Origin of the sequence: Bacillus pumilus, from assembly GCF_038738535.1 — a bacterium.
In the GTDB taxonomy this organism is placed as follows: domain Bacteria; phylum Bacillota; class Bacilli; order Bacillales; family Bacillaceae; genus Bacillus.
Genome location: NZ_CP046128.1, coordinates 2,701,183 through 2,716,487, shown reverse-complemented (window position 1 = coordinate 2,716,487; position 15,305 = coordinate 2,701,183). Strand labels below are relative to the sequence as shown.

At 41.3% G+C, this 15,305-nt stretch carries 23 protein-coding genes; 20 read left to right on the top strand and 3 right to left on the bottom strand.

Annotation, left to right across the window (positions count from 1 at the left end; genetic code table 11):
- Nucleotides 1–155: 155 nt before the first annotated feature.
- From GKC25_RS13925 to GKC25_RS13910, 4 genes are all read left to right on the top strand, one after another.
- Nucleotides 156–548 (top strand): DoxX family protein, encoded by a 393-nt coding sequence (locus GKC25_RS13925; protein WP_095285853.1) that lies wholly within the window; start codon nt 156–158, stop codon nt 546–548.
- A 65-nt stretch (nt 549–613) separates the two neighbouring features.
- Nucleotides 614–1,756 (top strand): AI-2E family transporter, encoded by a 1,143-nt coding sequence (locus tag GKC25_RS13920; protein ID WP_034659761.1) that lies wholly within the window; start codon nt 614–616, stop codon nt 1,754–1,756.
- Between the two features lie 127 nt (nt 1,757–1,883).
- Nucleotides 1,884–2,717, top strand: coding sequence for an undecaprenyl-diphosphate phosphatase (locus tag GKC25_RS13915; protein ID WP_106036584.1), 834 nt, complete (start codon nt 1,884–1,886; stop codon nt 2,715–2,717).
- Nucleotides 2,718–3,087: 370 nt separating this feature from the next.
- Nucleotides 3,088–3,561 carry a stress protein gene (locus GKC25_RS13910; protein ID WP_106030412.1) on the top strand — a complete coding sequence of 158 codons (474 nt, stop codon included), beginning with the start codon at nt 3,088–3,090 and terminating at the stop codon, nt 3,559–3,561.
- A 41-nt stretch (nt 3,562–3,602) separates the two neighbouring features.
- Here GKC25_RS13910 and bioB read toward each other — a convergent pair whose 3' ends face one another.
- The 3 genes from bioB to GKC25_RS13895 form a co-directional block, all read right to left on the bottom strand.
- On the bottom strand, nt 3,603–4,598 hold the full coding sequence (bioB, locus tag GKC25_RS13905) for a biotin synthase BioB (RefSeq protein WP_034659758.1): 996 nt from the start codon (nt 4,596–4,598) through the stop codon (nt 3,603–3,605).
- A 162-nt stretch (nt 4,599–4,760) separates the two neighbouring features.
- Nucleotides 4,761–5,111 carry a hypothetical protein gene (locus tag GKC25_RS13900; protein WP_034659757.1) on the bottom strand — a complete coding sequence of 117 codons (351 nt, stop codon included), beginning with the start codon at nt 5,109–5,111 and terminating at the stop codon, nt 4,761–4,763.
- 198 nt (nt 5,112–5,309) lie between these two features.
- On the bottom strand, nt 5,310–5,687 hold the full coding sequence (locus GKC25_RS13895; protein WP_034659756.1) for a helix-turn-helix domain-containing protein: 378 nt from the start codon (nt 5,685–5,687) through the stop codon (nt 5,310–5,312).
- A 158-nt stretch (nt 5,688–5,845) separates the two neighbouring features.
- On the opposite strand from GKC25_RS13895, the gene GKC25_RS13890 reads away from it, so the two are divergent.
- The 16 genes from GKC25_RS13890 (at nt 5,846) to GKC25_RS13815 (ending at nt 15,304) form a co-directional block, all read left to right on the top strand.
- The gene (locus GKC25_RS13890) at nt 5,846–6,055 is read left to right on the top strand and encodes a helix-turn-helix transcriptional regulator (protein WP_223251428.1); all 210 of its coding nucleotides are present in this window, start codon (nt 5,846–5,848) and stop codon (nt 6,053–6,055) included.
- A gap of 49 nt (nt 6,056–6,104) precedes the next feature.
- Nucleotides 6,105–6,257, top strand: a complete 153-nt coding sequence (locus GKC25_RS13885) for a hypothetical protein (RefSeq protein ID WP_164847178.1) — start codon at nt 6,105–6,107, stop codon at nt 6,255–6,257.
- The gene (locus tag GKC25_RS13880) at nt 6,235–6,477 is read left to right on the top strand and encodes a hypothetical protein (RefSeq protein ID WP_095285854.1); all 243 of its coding nucleotides are present in this window, start codon (nt 6,235–6,237) and stop codon (nt 6,475–6,477) included. The genes GKC25_RS13885 and GKC25_RS13880 overlap by 23 nt, the downstream gene beginning before the upstream one ends.
- A 50-nt stretch (nt 6,478–6,527) precedes the next feature.
- On the top strand, nt 6,528–6,926 hold the full coding sequence (locus tag GKC25_RS13875; RefSeq protein ID WP_034659754.1) for a hypothetical protein: 399 nt from the start codon (nt 6,528–6,530) through the stop codon (nt 6,924–6,926).
- Nucleotides 6,923–7,129 carry an XtrA/YqaO family protein gene (locus GKC25_RS13870; RefSeq protein WP_034659753.1) on the top strand — a complete coding sequence of 69 codons (207 nt, stop codon included), beginning with the start codon at nt 6,923–6,925 and terminating at the stop codon, nt 7,127–7,129. The genes GKC25_RS13875 and GKC25_RS13870 overlap by 4 nt, the downstream gene beginning before the upstream one ends.
- Nucleotides 7,130–7,248: 119 nt before the next feature.
- Nucleotides 7,249–7,767, top strand: a complete 519-nt coding sequence (locus tag GKC25_RS13865) for a sigma-70 family RNA polymerase sigma factor (RefSeq protein WP_095285855.1) — start codon at nt 7,249–7,251, stop codon at nt 7,765–7,767.
- A gap of 152 nt (nt 7,768–7,919) precedes the next feature.
- Nucleotides 7,920–8,564, top strand: a complete 645-nt coding sequence (gene terS, locus GKC25_RS13860; RefSeq protein WP_034659751.1) for a phage terminase small subunit — start codon at nt 7,920–7,922, stop codon at nt 8,562–8,564.
- Nucleotides 8,565–8,572: 8 nt separating this feature from the next.
- Nucleotides 8,573–9,874 carry a PBSX family phage terminase large subunit gene (locus tag GKC25_RS13855; protein ID WP_161937190.1) on the top strand — a complete coding sequence of 434 codons (1,302 nt, stop codon included), beginning with the start codon at nt 8,573–8,575 and terminating at the stop codon, nt 9,872–9,874.
- Nucleotides 9,871–11,328, top strand: coding sequence for a phage portal protein (locus GKC25_RS13850; protein WP_095285856.1), 1,458 nt, complete (start codon nt 9,871–9,873; stop codon nt 11,326–11,328). The genes GKC25_RS13855 and GKC25_RS13850 overlap by 4 nt, the downstream gene beginning before the upstream one ends.
- A 38-nt stretch (nt 11,329–11,366) precedes the next feature.
- On the top strand, nt 11,367–12,455 hold the full coding sequence (locus GKC25_RS13845) for an XkdF-like putative serine protease domain-containing protein (protein ID WP_034659747.1): 1,089 nt from the start codon (nt 11,367–11,369) through the stop codon (nt 12,453–12,455).
- Between the two features lie 22 nt (nt 12,456–12,477).
- Nucleotides 12,478–13,401, top strand: a complete 924-nt coding sequence (locus tag GKC25_RS13840; protein WP_187704112.1) for a phage major capsid protein — start codon at nt 12,478–12,480, stop codon at nt 13,399–13,401.
- A gap of 13 nt (nt 13,402–13,414) precedes the next feature.
- Entirely contained in the window at nt 13,415–13,798 is a 384-nt protein-coding gene (gene yqbG / locus GKC25_RS13835; RefSeq protein ID WP_034659745.1) for a protein YqbG, read from the top strand.
- Nucleotides 13,795–14,151 (top strand): YqbH/XkdH family protein, encoded by a 357-nt coding sequence (locus tag GKC25_RS13830; protein WP_034659744.1) that lies wholly within the window; start codon nt 13,795–13,797, stop codon nt 14,149–14,151. The genes yqbG and GKC25_RS13830 overlap by 4 nt, the downstream gene beginning before the upstream one ends.
- Nucleotides 14,148–14,645, top strand: a complete 498-nt coding sequence (locus GKC25_RS13825) for an HK97 gp10 family phage protein (RefSeq protein ID WP_034659743.1) — start codon at nt 14,148–14,150, stop codon at nt 14,643–14,645. The genes GKC25_RS13830 and GKC25_RS13825 overlap by 4 nt, the downstream gene beginning before the upstream one ends.
- Before the next feature lie 4 nt (nt 14,646–14,649).
- Nucleotides 14,650–15,105, top strand: coding sequence for a phage tail terminator family protein (locus tag GKC25_RS13820; protein ID WP_106038239.1), 456 nt, complete (start codon nt 14,650–14,652; stop codon nt 15,103–15,105).
- Nucleotides 15,092–15,304, top strand: a complete 213-nt coding sequence (locus GKC25_RS13815) for a hypothetical protein (RefSeq protein ID WP_003212736.1) — start codon at nt 15,092–15,094, stop codon at nt 15,302–15,304. Before GKC25_RS13820 ends, GKC25_RS13815 begins: the two co-directional genes overlap by 14 nt.
- Nucleotide 15,305 lies beyond the last annotated feature (1 nt).

The following is a 15,305-nucleotide window of genomic DNA, read 5'->3' as shown; positions in this document are numbered from 1 at the left end:
CGTTTGTATGAAAGAACATTCTTTTTATTGAAGAGCGGATGAAACCTTTATATAGTCTGATGCGTCTTACATAAAGGATATAAATGTACGAAAAGTGGGTAGTTTCTTCCTTCATTCGGGTAATACTCTGATAGAAGGGAGAGGAGGAAACGAACATGAAGCGCACCCTGCATATAGGAAGTACATACGTCTTTGCGCTTTTATTCATAGCAGCCGGTATTTTTCATGTGATAGAGCCGAGCGGCTTTGCCCGTATGATGCCAGGCTGGCCATTTCCATATGTGATAGTCTATGCGACTGCATGCCTTGAATGGCTGCTGGCTGTCTTGCTGCTTTTGCCAAATGTCAGGATTGCAGCAGCAAAAATCATGGCTGTCTATCTTGTACTCATTTTCCCTGCAAACTTATTTGCTGCACGAGAGGGAATTCCATTTCCAGGTCAAAAAAGCACAGATCAGGCCTTGCTATGGATAAGGCTTATTGGACAGCCGATTCTCATTATATGGGCGATGTCCATTGCGAAATGGGAAAAAAAGCTGAAACAATGACCACCATATCATGATCAGATAGTGTACAATTTATTAATAAAATAGCCCGAGTTTGGAGGAACGATATGAATTCTATGCAAATGTGGAGCAGTCGATTTAGAAAATTTTTTCTTGATAACAAGTTTGTTCTCTTTTTACTCGTCCTGCTATTAATCGGATTGAATATCCTTGTTTTCATGAAAACATCTTTTATTTTCACACCGCTCATTGTACTCGTCAAAACCATAGCCTTACCGATTATTTTAACGGGGGTCGTGTATTATTTATTAAATCCGATTGTCAACTTGTTAGAGAGGTTTAGAGTCAAACGGATCTTTTCAATTTTGCTTTTATATATTGTCATTATTGGTATCATTACAGTGACCATTGTGTCTATTATTCCTTTTTTACAAGCACAAACGATGAGTCTGTTTCATAACCTTCCGAAATATGTTGATACGGTAGAAGAACAGATTCGCCAACTAACGGGAAGCAACTTTATTAATCAAGCGCAGAAAGCGATGAATTTTAACGTCTCTGAATTGGTGAGTAAAGCGTCAAGTCAAGCGACGAAGATTTTGGAAAGCACCTTTACCGGTGTAGGGACTTTCTTAGGGGCGCTCACCGAAATCATCATTTCGATCGTGACCGTTCCGTTCATTCTGTTTTATTTATTAAAAGACGGTAAAAAATTGCCTGACTATTTCCTGAAATTTATTCCGAATAAGTTTAGAGATCATACACATATCGTGCTTCACGAAATGAACCATCGCCTGAGCTCTTATATTCTCGGACAGATCATTGTCAGCTTCTGTATTGGTGTTCTTCTTTTAATCGGTTATCTGATTATTGGACTTGACTATGCGTTGCTGCTGGCGATCATTGCGGCATGTACAAGTGTGGTGCCTTACCTTGGTCCAACGATTGCGATTACACCAGCGATTGTGATTGCGCTTGTGACATCACCAGTGATGCTTTTAAAACTCATCATTGTCTGGACAGTGGTTCAGCTCATTGAAGGGAAATTTATTTCACCTCAGGTCATGGGGAAAAACCTTCATATCCATCCGATCACGATTATTTTTGTTCTATTAACAGCAGGTAAATTGTTCAGCGTAGTCGGCATCATTGTCGCGATTCCAACATATGCCGTCCTGAAGGTCATCACGACCCACTTGTTTGATTGGTTCAAAATGCGATCCAATTTGTACAAAGAAGAAAAGGTTTAATGTCATAATCTTTTTTTGAAAAAAATATAGTATCATAAAGACGAGCTTTCGATGAAGAAAGCTTGTCTTTATGTGGACATAGATGGTTGGCCTGTTCAAAAGATCAGAATTGAAAGGAAAGAAAATCATGAATCTATGGGATTTATTCGTGGCACTGGTTTTAGGAATTGTCGAAGGATTAACAGAGTATGCACCTGTCTCATCTACAGGTCACATGATCATAGTCGATGATCTATGGTTAAAATCAAAGGAAATCATTACGCCAGAGGCGGCAAACACATTTAAAGTCGTGATTCAGTTAGGTTCTATTTTAGCTGTCATGATTGTGTTCAAGGATCGTATTTTGAACTTGTTAGGCTTAAAGAAAAATATCACCGAAGAACAAAAGCGCAGCGGGCATAAGCTGACTATTGCTCAAATTGCAGTAGGACTCGTCCCAGCCGTCATTTTAGGATTCTTATTTGAAGACTATATTGATAAATACTTGTTTGACGTGAGAACAGTCGCTGTCGGTTTGATTTTAGGCGCAGTGCTGATGCTTGTCGCTGACTGGATCAATAAACGTAAAACAGAAACAAGCTCTGTCGATAACATGACGTACAAACAGGCGCTTTATATCGGACTGTTTCAATGTTTGGCATTATGGCCAGGCTTCTCTCGCTCAGGTTCGACGATTGCAGGCGGGGTTATTCTTGGTTTGAATCACCGTGCTGCAGCTGATTTTACATTTATCATGGCGATGCCGATTATGGCAGGCGCAAGCTTCTTAACACTTGTGAAAAATTCCGAATATTTAACAACAGACATGCTGCCATTCTTTATCGTCGGCTTTGTGAGTGCATTTGTTGTGGCTCTCTTTGTTGTTCGATTCTTCCTAAAACTGATCAATAAAATCAAACTTGTGCCTTTTGCGATATACCGAATTATCCTAGGTGTGATTTTATTTATCCTGTTCATGTAATGCTGTAAACTACTCTTATAAAAGAGTAGTTTCAGCGTGTAGACAAACCTTCGCATTCGTTGTCAGGTCTGCGCGCCGGTGCTCACGAATGTGCTCCGCTCCGGTGCTCGTCCTTCCTAGACTGCAAAGGTTTTCAAACACGCTGAGCTGAAAAGAAGACAAAGGGCTAAAATAAAGATCATTTTAGCCCTTTGTCAACAATCTGAAACTACTCTTATAAAAGAGTAGTTTTTTTGTTGTTTCAGCTCTTTTAAACAGTAAAATCACCCTCTTAATTGGTAGAAAAAGAAGTTTTTTCATAATTTAGTGTTTAAGAGACAGAGGAAGGGGTAGTACATAAACATACCAATTAAAGGAGGAGTTAGAAATAATGAGAAAAACAAGCAAATTTGTTGTTAGTTCTATGATTGCTACGTCAATGGTTGCTGCCCCTCTATCTCTTACGACTTTTGGTCAAACGGCTGAAGCTGCGACGACAACAGGTGTTGATGGAAGTGTCTCTATTGATCCAGTAGCCATTGCCGATAAAATTGAACAAGCAGTAAAATCATCTCAAAATCGTGATGGATTTGTAAAAAATGCGGCGTACAGTGCCTTCTATGAAGCAGGTCAAAACTATAACGTAGTTGTCCAAAACTTAAGCCAAGATCATGACTTTAGCGGACTGAACAATGTTGTCTACTATGATAGTGTTGAATATGATGGTATTACGTTTGGTATTTGGGTATTTGAAGATGGTACGTTCGTCAACAATGGTGACGGCGGCTATATTAACTGGACATTTGTTGGCAGCTTTGACCGTGAGGAAGGAAGCGGCACTGTCGATTTCCATAAAAGATTCTAATCTTATTGCCAAAAGTCTGCCGATTCACCGGCAGACTTTTTTTATAACGCACATTCTTCTATGTCAAAACCTAAATCTTCAATGATGTGATGATCCGTTTGGACTTGCTGGCCTTTTGTTGTTAAATAATCGCCTACGAAAATGGAATTTGCCGCATAAAGGGCAAGCGGCTGAAGCGTCCGTAAATTGAACTCTCTGCCTCCAGATACTCGAATTTCCTTGGTTGGATTGACAAACCTCATGAGCGCCAACACTTTCAATGCTTTGATCGGATGTGTTCGTTCTTGATGCTCAAGCGGTGTTCCCTCGATTGCATGAAGAAAGTTGACTGGAATGGAATCCGCATCAAGGGCTCTGAGCGCAAAAGCCATTTCAACAATTTGCTGGTTGGTTTCACCCATCCCAATAATAACCCCTGAGCAAGGTGACATGCCCGACTGTTTGACCTCCTCAAGGGTCGACAAACGATCATGATATGTATGAGTTGTCGTAATGTGAGCATGATGATCTTGATGTGTATTGATATTGTGATTATACCGATGAACCCCTGCTTCCTTCAGCCGCCTCGCTTTGTCTTCATTTAATAACCCAAGACATGCACACACCTTCAAAGGCATGGTCTCAGTGATCTCTTTTACTGCTGCCGTCACCTCATCTAACTCTCTGTGAGAAGGTGCTCTGCCGCTTGCGACAATACAATAAGTCCCCGCTTTTCTCTTGAGCGCCTCACGCGCGCCAGCCACAATCGTTTTTTGATCAAGCATTGTATATCGTTCAACCGGTGCTTTTGAAATGATCGACTGTGAACAATAACCACAGTTTTCAGGACAATAACCGCTTTTTGCGTTAAAAATCATATTTAATTTCACCTTGTTTTGAAAAAAATGAAATCGTACTTGATAGGCTGCATGCATCATAGATAATAATTCTTTATCGTCAGCTGCAAGAATGTCTAGACCTTCTTGCAGCGTGATCCGTTCATTTTTCAGCGCTTTCTCCGCCATCGCTTCCCAAGACAAAGATATTTGTTTTCCCATCATAAGCTCCTCTCATTATGTTAACTTATTTTTATTAAAAGTTAACATAAGAGATGGTCGTTGGCAAGCATTGGATAAATGAAGTCTATGAATATACATGTAGACACACAAAAAGGCGATGATCATGAAGTCATCGCCTTTTCATATGTAAAGCAATATGGCTTATCGAACAGTAATATAGTTAATCACACGTTCTCCAAGTGAATTATAGTAAGAAACCGTCACTGAACCGCGTTGTACGGCACGAATCCAAGTGAAGTTTGGAGCTGTTTGATCTAATTGAATCGCATAAGTTGCGCCCGTCACAGTAATTTGGCTTGCTGGAAGAGAGACGGCGATCGAAGAACCTACAGGAAGCGTACGGGTCAACGTAATTACTTTATTCATAATAGGAGCTTTTGCTATGACTGGTTCTTTTGGCTGTGCAGCTGCATGAGCACCTTCAGTTTGGAAGAACGTAAGAGCACCTAAAGCAGCTAAAGACAATGTACAAGCTTTCATTAATTTTTTCATCGGTAACACTCCTTTTTTTGGTATATACATATATTAATAATAATAGAATTATATGTCAATAAAATTATGTAAAAAAAGAGTATTTATGGTAAAAATTGTCATATATTATTCATATGCCTTCTCTTTTTTAGGGGAAAAAGAGGGATAAAAAAAAGCTGGGCTCATCCCAGCAATGTAAAGCTTTATGAAAAGAGATCATCAATCGTCGTCTCGCTGTTTTGGCTGACGGCCTTTTTGCTTCTCTTTTTCTCTAATGTAGTGAATAAAATCGATGGTTTGTCTTCGTGCTTCTTCGGAAAAATCGGAGGCAGCCTTAAACGCAATTTGCAAATCAGGATCGTCTGCAAGGTCGGCATCAGTTCCGCCTTTGTCCTTACCTGTGAGAAGATAATCCGTTGAGACCCCATATAACTCGGCGATTTTCACAATCATCTCACCGTCGGGCTTTCTCAAGCCATATTCCCAATTTGCATAGGTGGACATCGCCTTTAATCCGAGTTTTTTAGCAACCGTTGACTTGCTCCATCCATGCTTCTCTCTTAATTCAGTTAAAATCTTTCCAGTCAAATTATCCATTGGAAACACCTTTTTTCATGTTATGAGTAAATTTTATCATGAATTACACGGAAAAGATAAATAATTACACAAAAAGAATAAAAAATGATTGACTTACTCGTTTCGTGTATATTATCATAATGAATATAACTTACACATATTGAGTAAGAGGTGGAAAGATGAAACTTGAACATTTACGAGAAGAACGCATTTTACAAGGAAAAACACAAACCTATATGGCGAAAAAATTAGGATATAAGTACACGAGCGGCTATGCAAATATAGAAATGGGCAGAACGAAGCCTAGCTTAGAAATCGCAAAGCATATTGCAGATCTGCTGAATAGGGGTGTTCAAGAGCTTTTTTTGACCAAAAGTTACACGAAATGAGTAATTCTCTAAAGGAAGACCATTTCTTAGAAAAGGGGAGACGGAGAGAATGAATATTGAACATCCAATGGTAGCGCAGATGAATGACTTTGGATATCCAAAAAGCTACTGGTCATATGACATGAAACGTTATGGATATCAAACAGAGATTGAGGACAGTCTGGAGGGATTTGAAGAAGATGAAACATCAGATGACGTTTGATGCCAGAAAGGAAGCGCAGCTTTGTTTAGTCCAAGCTGGCGGCTGGATCACCTTTCATCATCAGAAACCGGTGTTTGTTTTTGCCACGGTAGAAGATAAGCAAACATACATGAACCTCTTGGCGGCAAAGATCGCTGAAGCAAAAAAGGAGGAATCAAGGCGACGTGAAACGATGGAAGCAAATTATGACAATCCTCAAATGCTTGCTCAAAGCGAGTAAAAACGAACAAGACATCCGTCAGTTTGAAAAGGATGACGGGAGATTCTAACATGGTCATCCATTTTATCATTGAGGCAGAGTTTTTAACAAAAGATACATTGATAAAAAGAATACGAGCAGCTGCAAAAGCACAATGCCCGCATAAAATAAAAGGCGCACTATCACTCGAGATTCGCTTATTTGACGACATGCCGCTTGACATAGCTGACTGTCAAAACAAGCGTACATACGCAGAAAAAGGTTTGATACGCCCGGTGCACGTCAGCATCTTTCAGCCAAGACTACAACATATTCAAGAAGCACTTCATTCTATTGCGGATAAGGTCCCTCTACAGATTGTCGATTTAAGAGTTTCCCAGTTTTATAGTATGCGTCCAAGAATTGAAATCATTTTAAATACGATAGGTGATGGCACGAAATCCTCACCAAATAAGGAGACAAGCATATGAACGAGCCAAAACAATTATTCATTCAAGAAAACCAGACATTTGTCGGTGAGATGGAAACAGGAAAAATTCAAGTCATCGTATTAGATGGGAATGTAGGAACGGCTTATAAGTTGGATGTACCTGAACATGGAAAAACCATTATTCAAACGGCAAAAGGTCACTTTGCAAGAGTAGATCACGAGATTGGTTTTAAAATCAGCTAGATCACAACACAACATAATACGTCCAAGACGGAAAGCCTGCGGACACTGATCAAGACCCTATGAAAAGGGGACTGATTGGTGTCCGTTTTTTATTTTCTTAAAAAAGGGAGAGAGCCAATATGCAAGATTTACTCATCGAATACAAACGAGCATTAAAGGATGCTAGAAAAAGATATGAACCATATAGAGAAAAAGAAGAGAAACAGCTGTCAGATCAAGAGAAGCATGATAAAAAAATTATCGCCAGTATGGTCAGCGATCTCGAATACGTCGTGGAATGGCTTCAAATTGGCAGACAGCCAGGCGCACGCAGAGGATTAGATAGACGTTCAGTCTATCAGCGCACCATCCTAGCAAATCCAGAAGTGTTAGAGGCTTTATCACATGAATATACCCTCATCCAAGAGAATGAAAGAGATGTCAGCGAGCGGGACAAAAGACGAATTGACGAAGCCTTGTCCGTTTTAACGGATCGAGAAAAGGACGTATTCTTCATGCACACAACACAAGGATTATCGTTTAGCGAGATTGCGGTTATGCTGGATGTGAAAAAAGGAACTGTCCAAAAACATATGGAGAGAGCTCGGACAAAGATGTCCAAAAAAGTACAAGAACGCCTATTCGAAGCAGCTGAATAGGCGTTTTTTCTTTTACAAAATAAATGGAGCAGCACTTGTCTTACAGTTGCCACCTATAGTTAGAAAGACCAAACGGATGTTTGCTAGCCCTAAACAAATGATTCCTTCACAGGAAATCGTTCGAATTAAAAGGAGGCGGCAGGTGAATGTAAATGAAAGATAAACGGATAGGAGCCAAGCAAGATTATATGAAAGGGATGACGTACCAGCAAATTGCTGATCATTACAATGTCTCGATCCATACCGTGAAATCATGGAAAAGACGATACGGATGGCAAAGGCAAAAAGGTTCGTCAAAGCAGGCACACTCGATCTTCAATCAGTTTCTTTCAGATGAAACAATTGAAATCATGGAGAAAATGGGCGGGCGTACATCGCTTGATTTAATCTGGGATCAAATTCAAATTCAATATGCTGCCATTATTCGGGCGCAGCGCATCATGTATGTGTCAGATCAAGATGACATGATCAAAGAGCTGAAAAAGGCGGCATACATGCCTTCTTCATTAGAAGAAACAGTAGAAGGCATTCAGCCAGAACAAGAAATCAGCACAGAAGAATATTCGTTTCAATTTTCATGGGATCGGCATGCCACCTTTTTAAATGCCCAATCCCGTGCAATGGGAGAGCTCAGGCGTCTCATTAAACAGTTTGAAGAGCTCGCACATGCGAAGGATGAACGAAGATTAAGGCTAAAGCAAATTGAACTGACCATCGAAAAAACAAAAAAAGCAGTGCGCGAAGAAAAAGAGGAAGATCTTCACATCATGATCAAGCGAAAAGAGGATAACTCATGACGCCATTGATTGAAAAAGAAGTCAATCCTCACTTTGAACATTTTCTATTCGATTGGAATCAGAAGTTTCAATTTTTAGTAGGCGGCTACGGCTCCTCCAAAAGCTATCACATTGCGTTAAAACTCATTTTAAAGCTGCTGGAAGAAAAACGGACAGCACTTGTCATTCGAGAAGTATATGATACGCACCGTGAATCAACATTTTCTCTATTACAAGAGATCGTCAGCGATCTTGACATCGATCATGTGGTGAAGTGCCGCAGTTCGCCGCTTGCCTTGACGTTTCGAAATGGCAGCAGCATCTTATTCAAAGGGCTGGACAAGCCTGAGAAATTGAAATCAATCAACAACATCTCGATCATTTGGATTGAGGAGTGTTCAGAGGTTTCTTATGAAGGCTTTAAAGAGCTGCTTGGAAGATTGAGGCATCCGTCCTTACCGCTTTATATGATGTTATCGACCAATCCTGTTGGTCAAGATAATTGGACGTACAGACATTTCTTTCGAGATGAACAGCTGAAGCGATTTGTCCTAGATGACGAAACCTTATACAAAAAACGCACCGTTGTGATCAAGGATACGTACTATCATCACTCCACAGCGGAAGATAACCTATTTCTCCCTAAAAGCTATGTGGAGCAGCTGGATGAGCTAAAAGAATACGACCCAGACCTCTATCGAATTGCGAGGAAGGGCTATTTCGGCATCAATGGAACAAAGGTTTTTCCTCAATTTGAGGTAAGAAATCATTCTGATGTATTAGAAGCAATTCAGCAGATTGACCGGCCGCTAAAACGAGCAGGCATGGATTTTGGATTTGTTGAATCATACAATGCGCTCATTCGATTAGCCGTCGACCATGAAAAAAAGTACTTATATATTTACTGGGAATATTACGACCGCGGGAAAACAGATGATGAAACAGCTGTTGACCTAAAAGAGTTCATTGAATCAAAGGAACTCATCAAAGCCGATGCAGCAGAGCCTAAAACCATTCACTATTTTCGGCAGCGTGGATTTCAGATGGTGGCAGCACATAAGTTCCAAGGCTCGCGTTTGCAGTATACGAAAAAGATCAAACGGTTTAAGAAAATCATTTGCTCTGATGCTTGTCCGTATACAATCTATGAACTTCAATCACTGACCTATAAGGCAGATAAGGATGGACGTTTAGAGGAAGATACATTTCAAATCGATCCGCACACATTATCAGCGATCTGGTATGCGCTGGATGATTATGAAGTGACGGATTTGAAACAGACCGCCTCAGAGCGTGTCCGTCCAAACAGAGAGAGGAGGTCCATACAATGAAACAATTGAAAGCAACGATTATGAAGGCAAACATGTCTGATCATACAAAACAAATGTATGCAGATGAATTTTCCTATGAAAAAGATGACATTGTTCCCCCTCCTTACAACATCAATGAATTAAAAAGCATGGCAGAATATTCAACCATTCTTCAGCAATGTATTGATGCGTACAAAACCAATATTTTAGGTTTTGGGTTTGGGGTAGAATACGCTTTTGACTTTAATGCAGAAGGTGTAAAACCGGCAAAAAAGAAGGCTGCAGAAAAGGAATGGACAAGACTTGAAGAGTTTACGAAGTACATGAACTATGATGAGTCCGCTGATGTGATTCTTGGCTATGTCCTCGAAGACCGAGAGAAAACGGGCAATGGTTTTTTAGAGGTGCTGAGAGATGGACAAGGAAAGCCGGCCGGAATCGAGTATTTAGATGCGCTTCATATCCGCATTTGCAAGCTTAGTGAGCCAGTCGACGTCGAATTCAGGTACACCGAAAATGGCGAAATGAAGACAATGAATCGAAAGAAACGATTCCGTAAATATGTACAGGTAATCAACGAAAAGAAAGTCTTCTTCAAGGAGTATGGTGATCCGCGCATTTTGCACTGTGAAACAGGCAAATACGATGACACCACACCAGAGCCGCTTCGCGCAACAGAAGTGATTCATTTTAAAATTGGCAGTGGAACATATGGGATTCCCCGCTGGATTGGCAACATCGTCAATATGTACGGTGCTCGCAAGGCAGAGGAGCTGAACTATCTTTATTTTAAACAAGGGCGGCATGTACCAGGTGCCATCATTGTCGAAAATGGCATGCTGTCAGAATCCTCTTATCAGCAGCTTCAAGATTATATGGACGATATTGAAGGATCTGATCATGCACATAAATTTCTATTGCTTGAAGTTGAAGGTTTACCGACAGAAAAAGGGTTAACGGGAGAAGAAGATGTCTCAAATGTCAAAGTAAACTTCAAATCTCTAGCCGAGATCCTGCAAGAAGATGCGCTCTTTTTAGAATACGATGAAAAAACAAGAAACAAAATCCGCTCTGCGTTTCGCCTGCCGCCAATTTATACAGGTGAGTCTCAAGACTATAACAAAGCAACAGCAGATACGGCGCGTAAAACAACAGAAGAGCAGGTATTTCAGCCGGAACGGCATCTCATCACAGGAAAACTCAATACTCTTTTCCTGCCGGATCTTGATATTTGGCATGTCCGTTTTCTATTAAATGGTCCTGATTTTAGAGACCCATTAGAGATTGCCAAGGTACTGACGCCATTTATTCAGGCTGGGGCAGTGTCACCTAACGATTTGCGCGATCTAGCAGGAAGAATTCTCGGAAAAACGCTAGAGGAATGGCCTGAGGAACTATATCACCGACCTTTAGAAAGCCGCATGAAATCAGCTGAAGAAAAGCCTCAACCAGAGCCGGACCAGCTGACGAAATAAACAGAAGCGCGTGCACTTTTTTGAAAGGGGGTGAACATATGCCAAGAGAACTAAAAAACGCTAAAATTACGCATGTTTCCTACGTGGACAAAGCAGCGAACAAGAAGAAATTCTTTTTGATGAAAGCAAAGAAAAAGCGGCCTGACTTTCAAAAGGAGGTCAGTGTCCTAACAAAGGCTGAAGATGCTCATCGCCTCGTGTACGGTGTCGTGTATGAACCGAATACGCCTGATGCACATCAAGACTTTATGACAGCCAAGGAAATTGAAAGAGCGGCACACGGCTTTATGAAGGATGCCCGTCATATTGACAAGCAGCATGATTTTCAGGATGGTGTTGGCGAAGTGGTTGAATCGTATATTGCTCCGGCTGATGTAGAGGTAGGCGGGGAGCTGATTCGAAAAGGGTCTTGGGTGCTTGTGACAAAGGCTTCCCAAGAGATTTGGGATCAAATTCAGAAGGGCCACATTACAGGCTATTCAATGGCTGGAACGGCGGACATCGTCGCCATAGAAGAACAAGATCAGCTTCTATCTCAAGGCACGAATGAGAGAGGGCTTTTTTCTTTGCTGAAAAATTTCTTTTTAAAAGAGGAAGGTGCAAACATGTCACAACCATTTTGGAACGTTTTAGACCATCTGCTGGAAACCTTACAGTCAAGTGATGGTGATGAGGCGGATGTAAGAGCTGCCTTAGAACAGCTCATTCCAATCATGCAGGACATCCTGAAGACAGAGGATGTACTTCAAACGATTGGTGAAAGGCCAGCCGCCGTACAAAAGGAAGATGCTGCTTTGACGACAGATCAAGTACGAGAGCTCGAAAAAGCAAAAAAGGCCATCGAAAACGTCTTACAGCAGGCTGAACAACAAGAAACAGATCAAACCGGGGAAGAACCTGTCCAAAAAGTGCTCGAGCAAGTCGTTGCACCGATTCGTCAGCAGCTCTCTTCCTTAGAGAAATCAGCCAGCAGAGAAAAAGCAGCGGTGCAGGAAGTGCTTGAGCAGCAGCTTTTGCCTATTTCAGAACGAATTCACATGCTTGAAAAGGCGCGGGGCATGTCAAAACAAACAATCCACGATACACAAAACGACACGACAACACCCATATGGGATGGCTTACTATAAGCCTAAATAAGGAGGAAACAGTGTGAGAAATCAAGAGTTGATTCGCAAGGCTGAAATGACACTTGCCAGCTTAAAAACCGGCGGTCTCATGAACGCAACCCAATCCAACACATTCATTAGAATGATGCAAAACACACCAACCGTTTTAAATGATGCACGCATCATTCCGATGGAAAGTGATTCACAAAAAATCGAAAAAATCGGCTTTGGCCAGCGTATTTTGCGCCCAGCAGAAGAAGGCCAAGCGCTTGATGCAAAAGACCGTGTTGTCCCAGCGACAAGCACTGTCCAGCTAAATGCGAAAGAGGTCATTGCAGAGATTCACATGACCTACGACAGCATTGAAAACAATATTGAAAAAGACGGAATCCAGCAGACGATTATGCAAATGCTGGCTGAACGAGCGGCGGTCGATATTGAAGAGCTTATCGTCAATGGGGATACGACTTCATCAGATCCATTTTTAGCCCAAATGGATGGCGTGAGAAAACAAGCAGTATCTCATATTGTTGATGCAAATGGAGCGGAAATTAGCCGCCAAATGTTTAAACAAGCCTATAAAGCGATGCCGTCAAAATATTTACGTGTACCTCAGGATTTCCGTTTCTACACATCCCCAAGTTTAGAGGTTGAGTGGAAGGATCAAGTAGCAAACCGTCAGACAAATCTCGGAGATGCGGTCATTCAAGGCGGACTTTCTTCTGCATTCGGTGTGCCGGTCAAAGGTCTTGCCAATATGCAGCCATATGACGAAACGGGAACAGACGTATCAGATATTTTGCTGACACACCCTAAAAATATTATCGTAGGTTTTTCTCGTAATATTCGAATTGAAGTAGAAAAAGATATTCGCAGCCGTAAATTTATTATTGTCCTGACAGCGAAGCTAGACAGCAAATTTGAGGAAGAGGATGCTGTAGCAAAAGTGATGAAAGTGAAAGAGTAGGTGACGGCAGGCCATGATTATTTCTCCTGAAGAAGTACAAGCCTATTCTGTATTTGAGCGTGTGAAAAATCGATCTGTAGAAAGACTGACAGCAGATATTATCGAAGCCGAAGCTGCGGTATTTCAGATCGTAGGTCATGATTTCTCAAGCGAAAAATATCAGCCCCTTCCTGAAAAAGCAAGAATCGCATTATTAAAAATGGCCCAATATTTTGCCATGCTGAATGATGACGAATCTATGATGAAAGGCTTTACGTCAGAAAAAATGGGTGATTATTCATATGCGAAGGCAGCTGATCAAGTGAAAGGCAAACCTTATGTATATGCCCTGCTTGTCGATTACATTGAACCATCATTAACTGGCGGCAGTACCAAATTAAAGGCGAGATCATTATGAGTTATCACTCTTTATTAACAGACCGCTGTGATCTTTTTCACCTTGAACATCAGGAGGCTTCCCGAGGAAAATTCGGGGTTCCAGCTGATGACTTACAAATGACTCTTTCCTATCCTGATGCTCCCAGCCTGACAGATCTGGCTTGTTATGTCATAGAAAAGAATCAGTCACTTGTGCAAGAAGAGCCGAATACAGTTATTTATCAGTCCTATCTTGTCCATTTCCCTTTAGCAAGTGATATTCGCCTGCATGACAAAATGGTGTGGAACGGCGTCTCACTTAAGTTGCAGCAGCCCAAAATAGTGAAAAATCATCACATTGAAGTGATGGCAGTCAGGAAGGAAAATCTATGAAAATTGATGGACTTGACCGGCTGCTTTCACAGCTGCAAACAGCGTGTGACGGCGGCTTAAAGGCAAAATATCAAGATTGGCTACAAGACATGGGCCTAGAACTTTTGGACATCATTCAGGATGAGCTAATCAAGGAGAATGCTGTCGATACAGGCCGGCTTCTAAGCTCCTTTACGCAAGGAGACAAGGAGAATCATTTTCTTATGTCAAAAGGTGGTCTCACGCTTGAAGTGGGAACGCAGCTTGAATATGCCTCCTATGTCAATGACGGACATGCTACTTCTTCAAGTGGAGAGCGAAGATGGGTGCCTGGCAGATGGGCTGGCAGCCGCTTTGAATATGATCCGAATGCAAAGACAGGAATGATGCTTGCCTCTCAATGGATAGATGGAAATGGCTACTGGGATCATGCTGTCATGCTCTATGAGCAAATGTTTGAACAGTCGCTGGATCGAAAGCTTCAAAGCTGGTTCGATCGACATTTTGGGAGGTGATGAAATGAATCAAGAAGTCGGGGCAATCATTCATTATATTTACACACACTTTCCTGTGACAATGTATGATCGACTTTTGCCAGAGCGTTTTCAAGTGCCATCCGTTTATGTGCCGCCCGTAACAGTCATCAGCGGTCCAGATACGGTATCTACGTTTATGAAATCTTATTCGCTGCAAGTGAAAGTGTTTCATATGGATACAGAAAAAGCGCATGACGCGGCAGAAACAATTGTTGATGCATTGCTTGCTGATCGTCAAATGATTCAGATGATGAGTGAAGATGGAGAGGTGCTTGATGATTATGTCCGCATAAAAAGAGTGGAAACCAGAATGATAGATCAAGGCGTAGCAGCGATTGTCCTGACGTGGGATAGCAGTTATTGGTACAACCGAGACAAACAAGCAAGCCTTGAAGATATCAACTTTTCAGATGGAGTGATCAAACGTGAGCAAGACTAAAAAAGCAGAGCCCGCTCAAACAGCTGGCGAAGAAAAAGAATTTGGCTTTTCATTTGAAGCCTTAAAAGAGCACAGTAAGGATCTTTTTGGGGTTAAACCAGAAATCCTTGAAGGTGCTCTTTTTTATATCAAACATCAACCAATTACAAAAACAGAAGCGAAAAAGCACATTGATGCTTTTTTGTCCAAGGAGGTTTAAA

Coding starts and splice junctions, on each gene's coding strand:
- GKC25_RS13880 (WP_095285854.1), top strand. CDS start 6,235: ATGAAACATCAGATGACGTTTGATGCCAGAAAGGAAGCGCAGCTTTGT.
- GKC25_RS13830 (WP_034659744.1), top strand. CDS start 13,795: ATGAGTTATCACTCTTTATTAACAGACCGCTGTGATCTTTTTCACCTT.
- GKC25_RS13820 (WP_106038239.1), top strand. CDS start 14,650: ATGAATCAAGAAGTCGGGGCAATCATTCATTATATTTACACACACTTT.
- GKC25_RS13915 (WP_106036584.1), top strand. CDS start 1,884: ATGAATCTATGGGATTTATTCGTGGCACTGGTTTTAGGAATTGTCGAA.
- bioB (WP_034659758.1), bottom strand. CDS start 4,598: ATGGGAAAACAAATATCTTTGTCTTGGGAAGCGATGGCGGAGAAAGCG.
- GKC25_RS13865 (WP_095285855.1), top strand. CDS start 7,249: ATGCAAGATTTACTCATCGAATACAAACGAGCATTAAAGGATGCTAGA.
- GKC25_RS13870 (WP_034659753.1), top strand. CDS start 6,923: ATGAACGAGCCAAAACAATTATTCATTCAAGAAAACCAGACATTTGTC.
- GKC25_RS13875 (WP_034659754.1), top strand. CDS start 6,528: ATGGTCATCCATTTTATCATTGAGGCAGAGTTTTTAACAAAAGATACA.
- GKC25_RS13925 (WP_095285853.1), top strand. CDS start 156: ATGAAGCGCACCCTGCATATAGGAAGTACATACGTCTTTGCGCTTTTA.
- GKC25_RS13890 (WP_223251428.1), top strand. CDS start 5,846: ATGAAACTTGAACATTTACGAGAAGAACGCATTTTACAAGGAAAAACA.
- GKC25_RS13850 (WP_095285856.1), top strand. CDS start 9,871: ATGAAACAATTGAAAGCAACGATTATGAAGGCAAACATGTCTGATCAT.
- GKC25_RS13910 (WP_106030412.1), top strand. CDS start 3,088: ATGAGAAAAACAAGCAAATTTGTTGTTAGTTCTATGATTGCTACGTCA.
- GKC25_RS13825 (WP_034659743.1), top strand. CDS start 14,148: ATGAAAATTGATGGACTTGACCGGCTGCTTTCACAGCTGCAAACAGCG.
- GKC25_RS13895 (WP_034659756.1), bottom strand. CDS start 5,687: ATGGATAATTTGACTGGAAAGATTTTAACTGAATTAAGAGAGAAGCAT.
- yqbG (WP_034659745.1), top strand. CDS start 13,415: ATGATTATTTCTCCTGAAGAAGTACAAGCCTATTCTGTATTTGAGCGT.
- GKC25_RS13900 (WP_034659757.1), bottom strand. CDS start 5,111: ATGAAAAAATTAATGAAAGCTTGTACATTGTCTTTAGCTGCTTTAGGT.
- terS (WP_034659751.1), top strand. CDS start 7,920: ATGAAAGATAAACGGATAGGAGCCAAGCAAGATTATATGAAAGGGATG.
- GKC25_RS13845 (WP_034659747.1), top strand. CDS start 11,367: ATGCCAAGAGAACTAAAAAACGCTAAAATTACGCATGTTTCCTACGTG.
- GKC25_RS13885 (WP_164847178.1), top strand. CDS start 6,105: ATGAATATTGAACATCCAATGGTAGCGCAGATGAATGACTTTGGATAT.
- GKC25_RS13920 (WP_034659761.1), top strand. CDS start 614: ATGAATTCTATGCAAATGTGGAGCAGTCGATTTAGAAAATTTTTTCTT.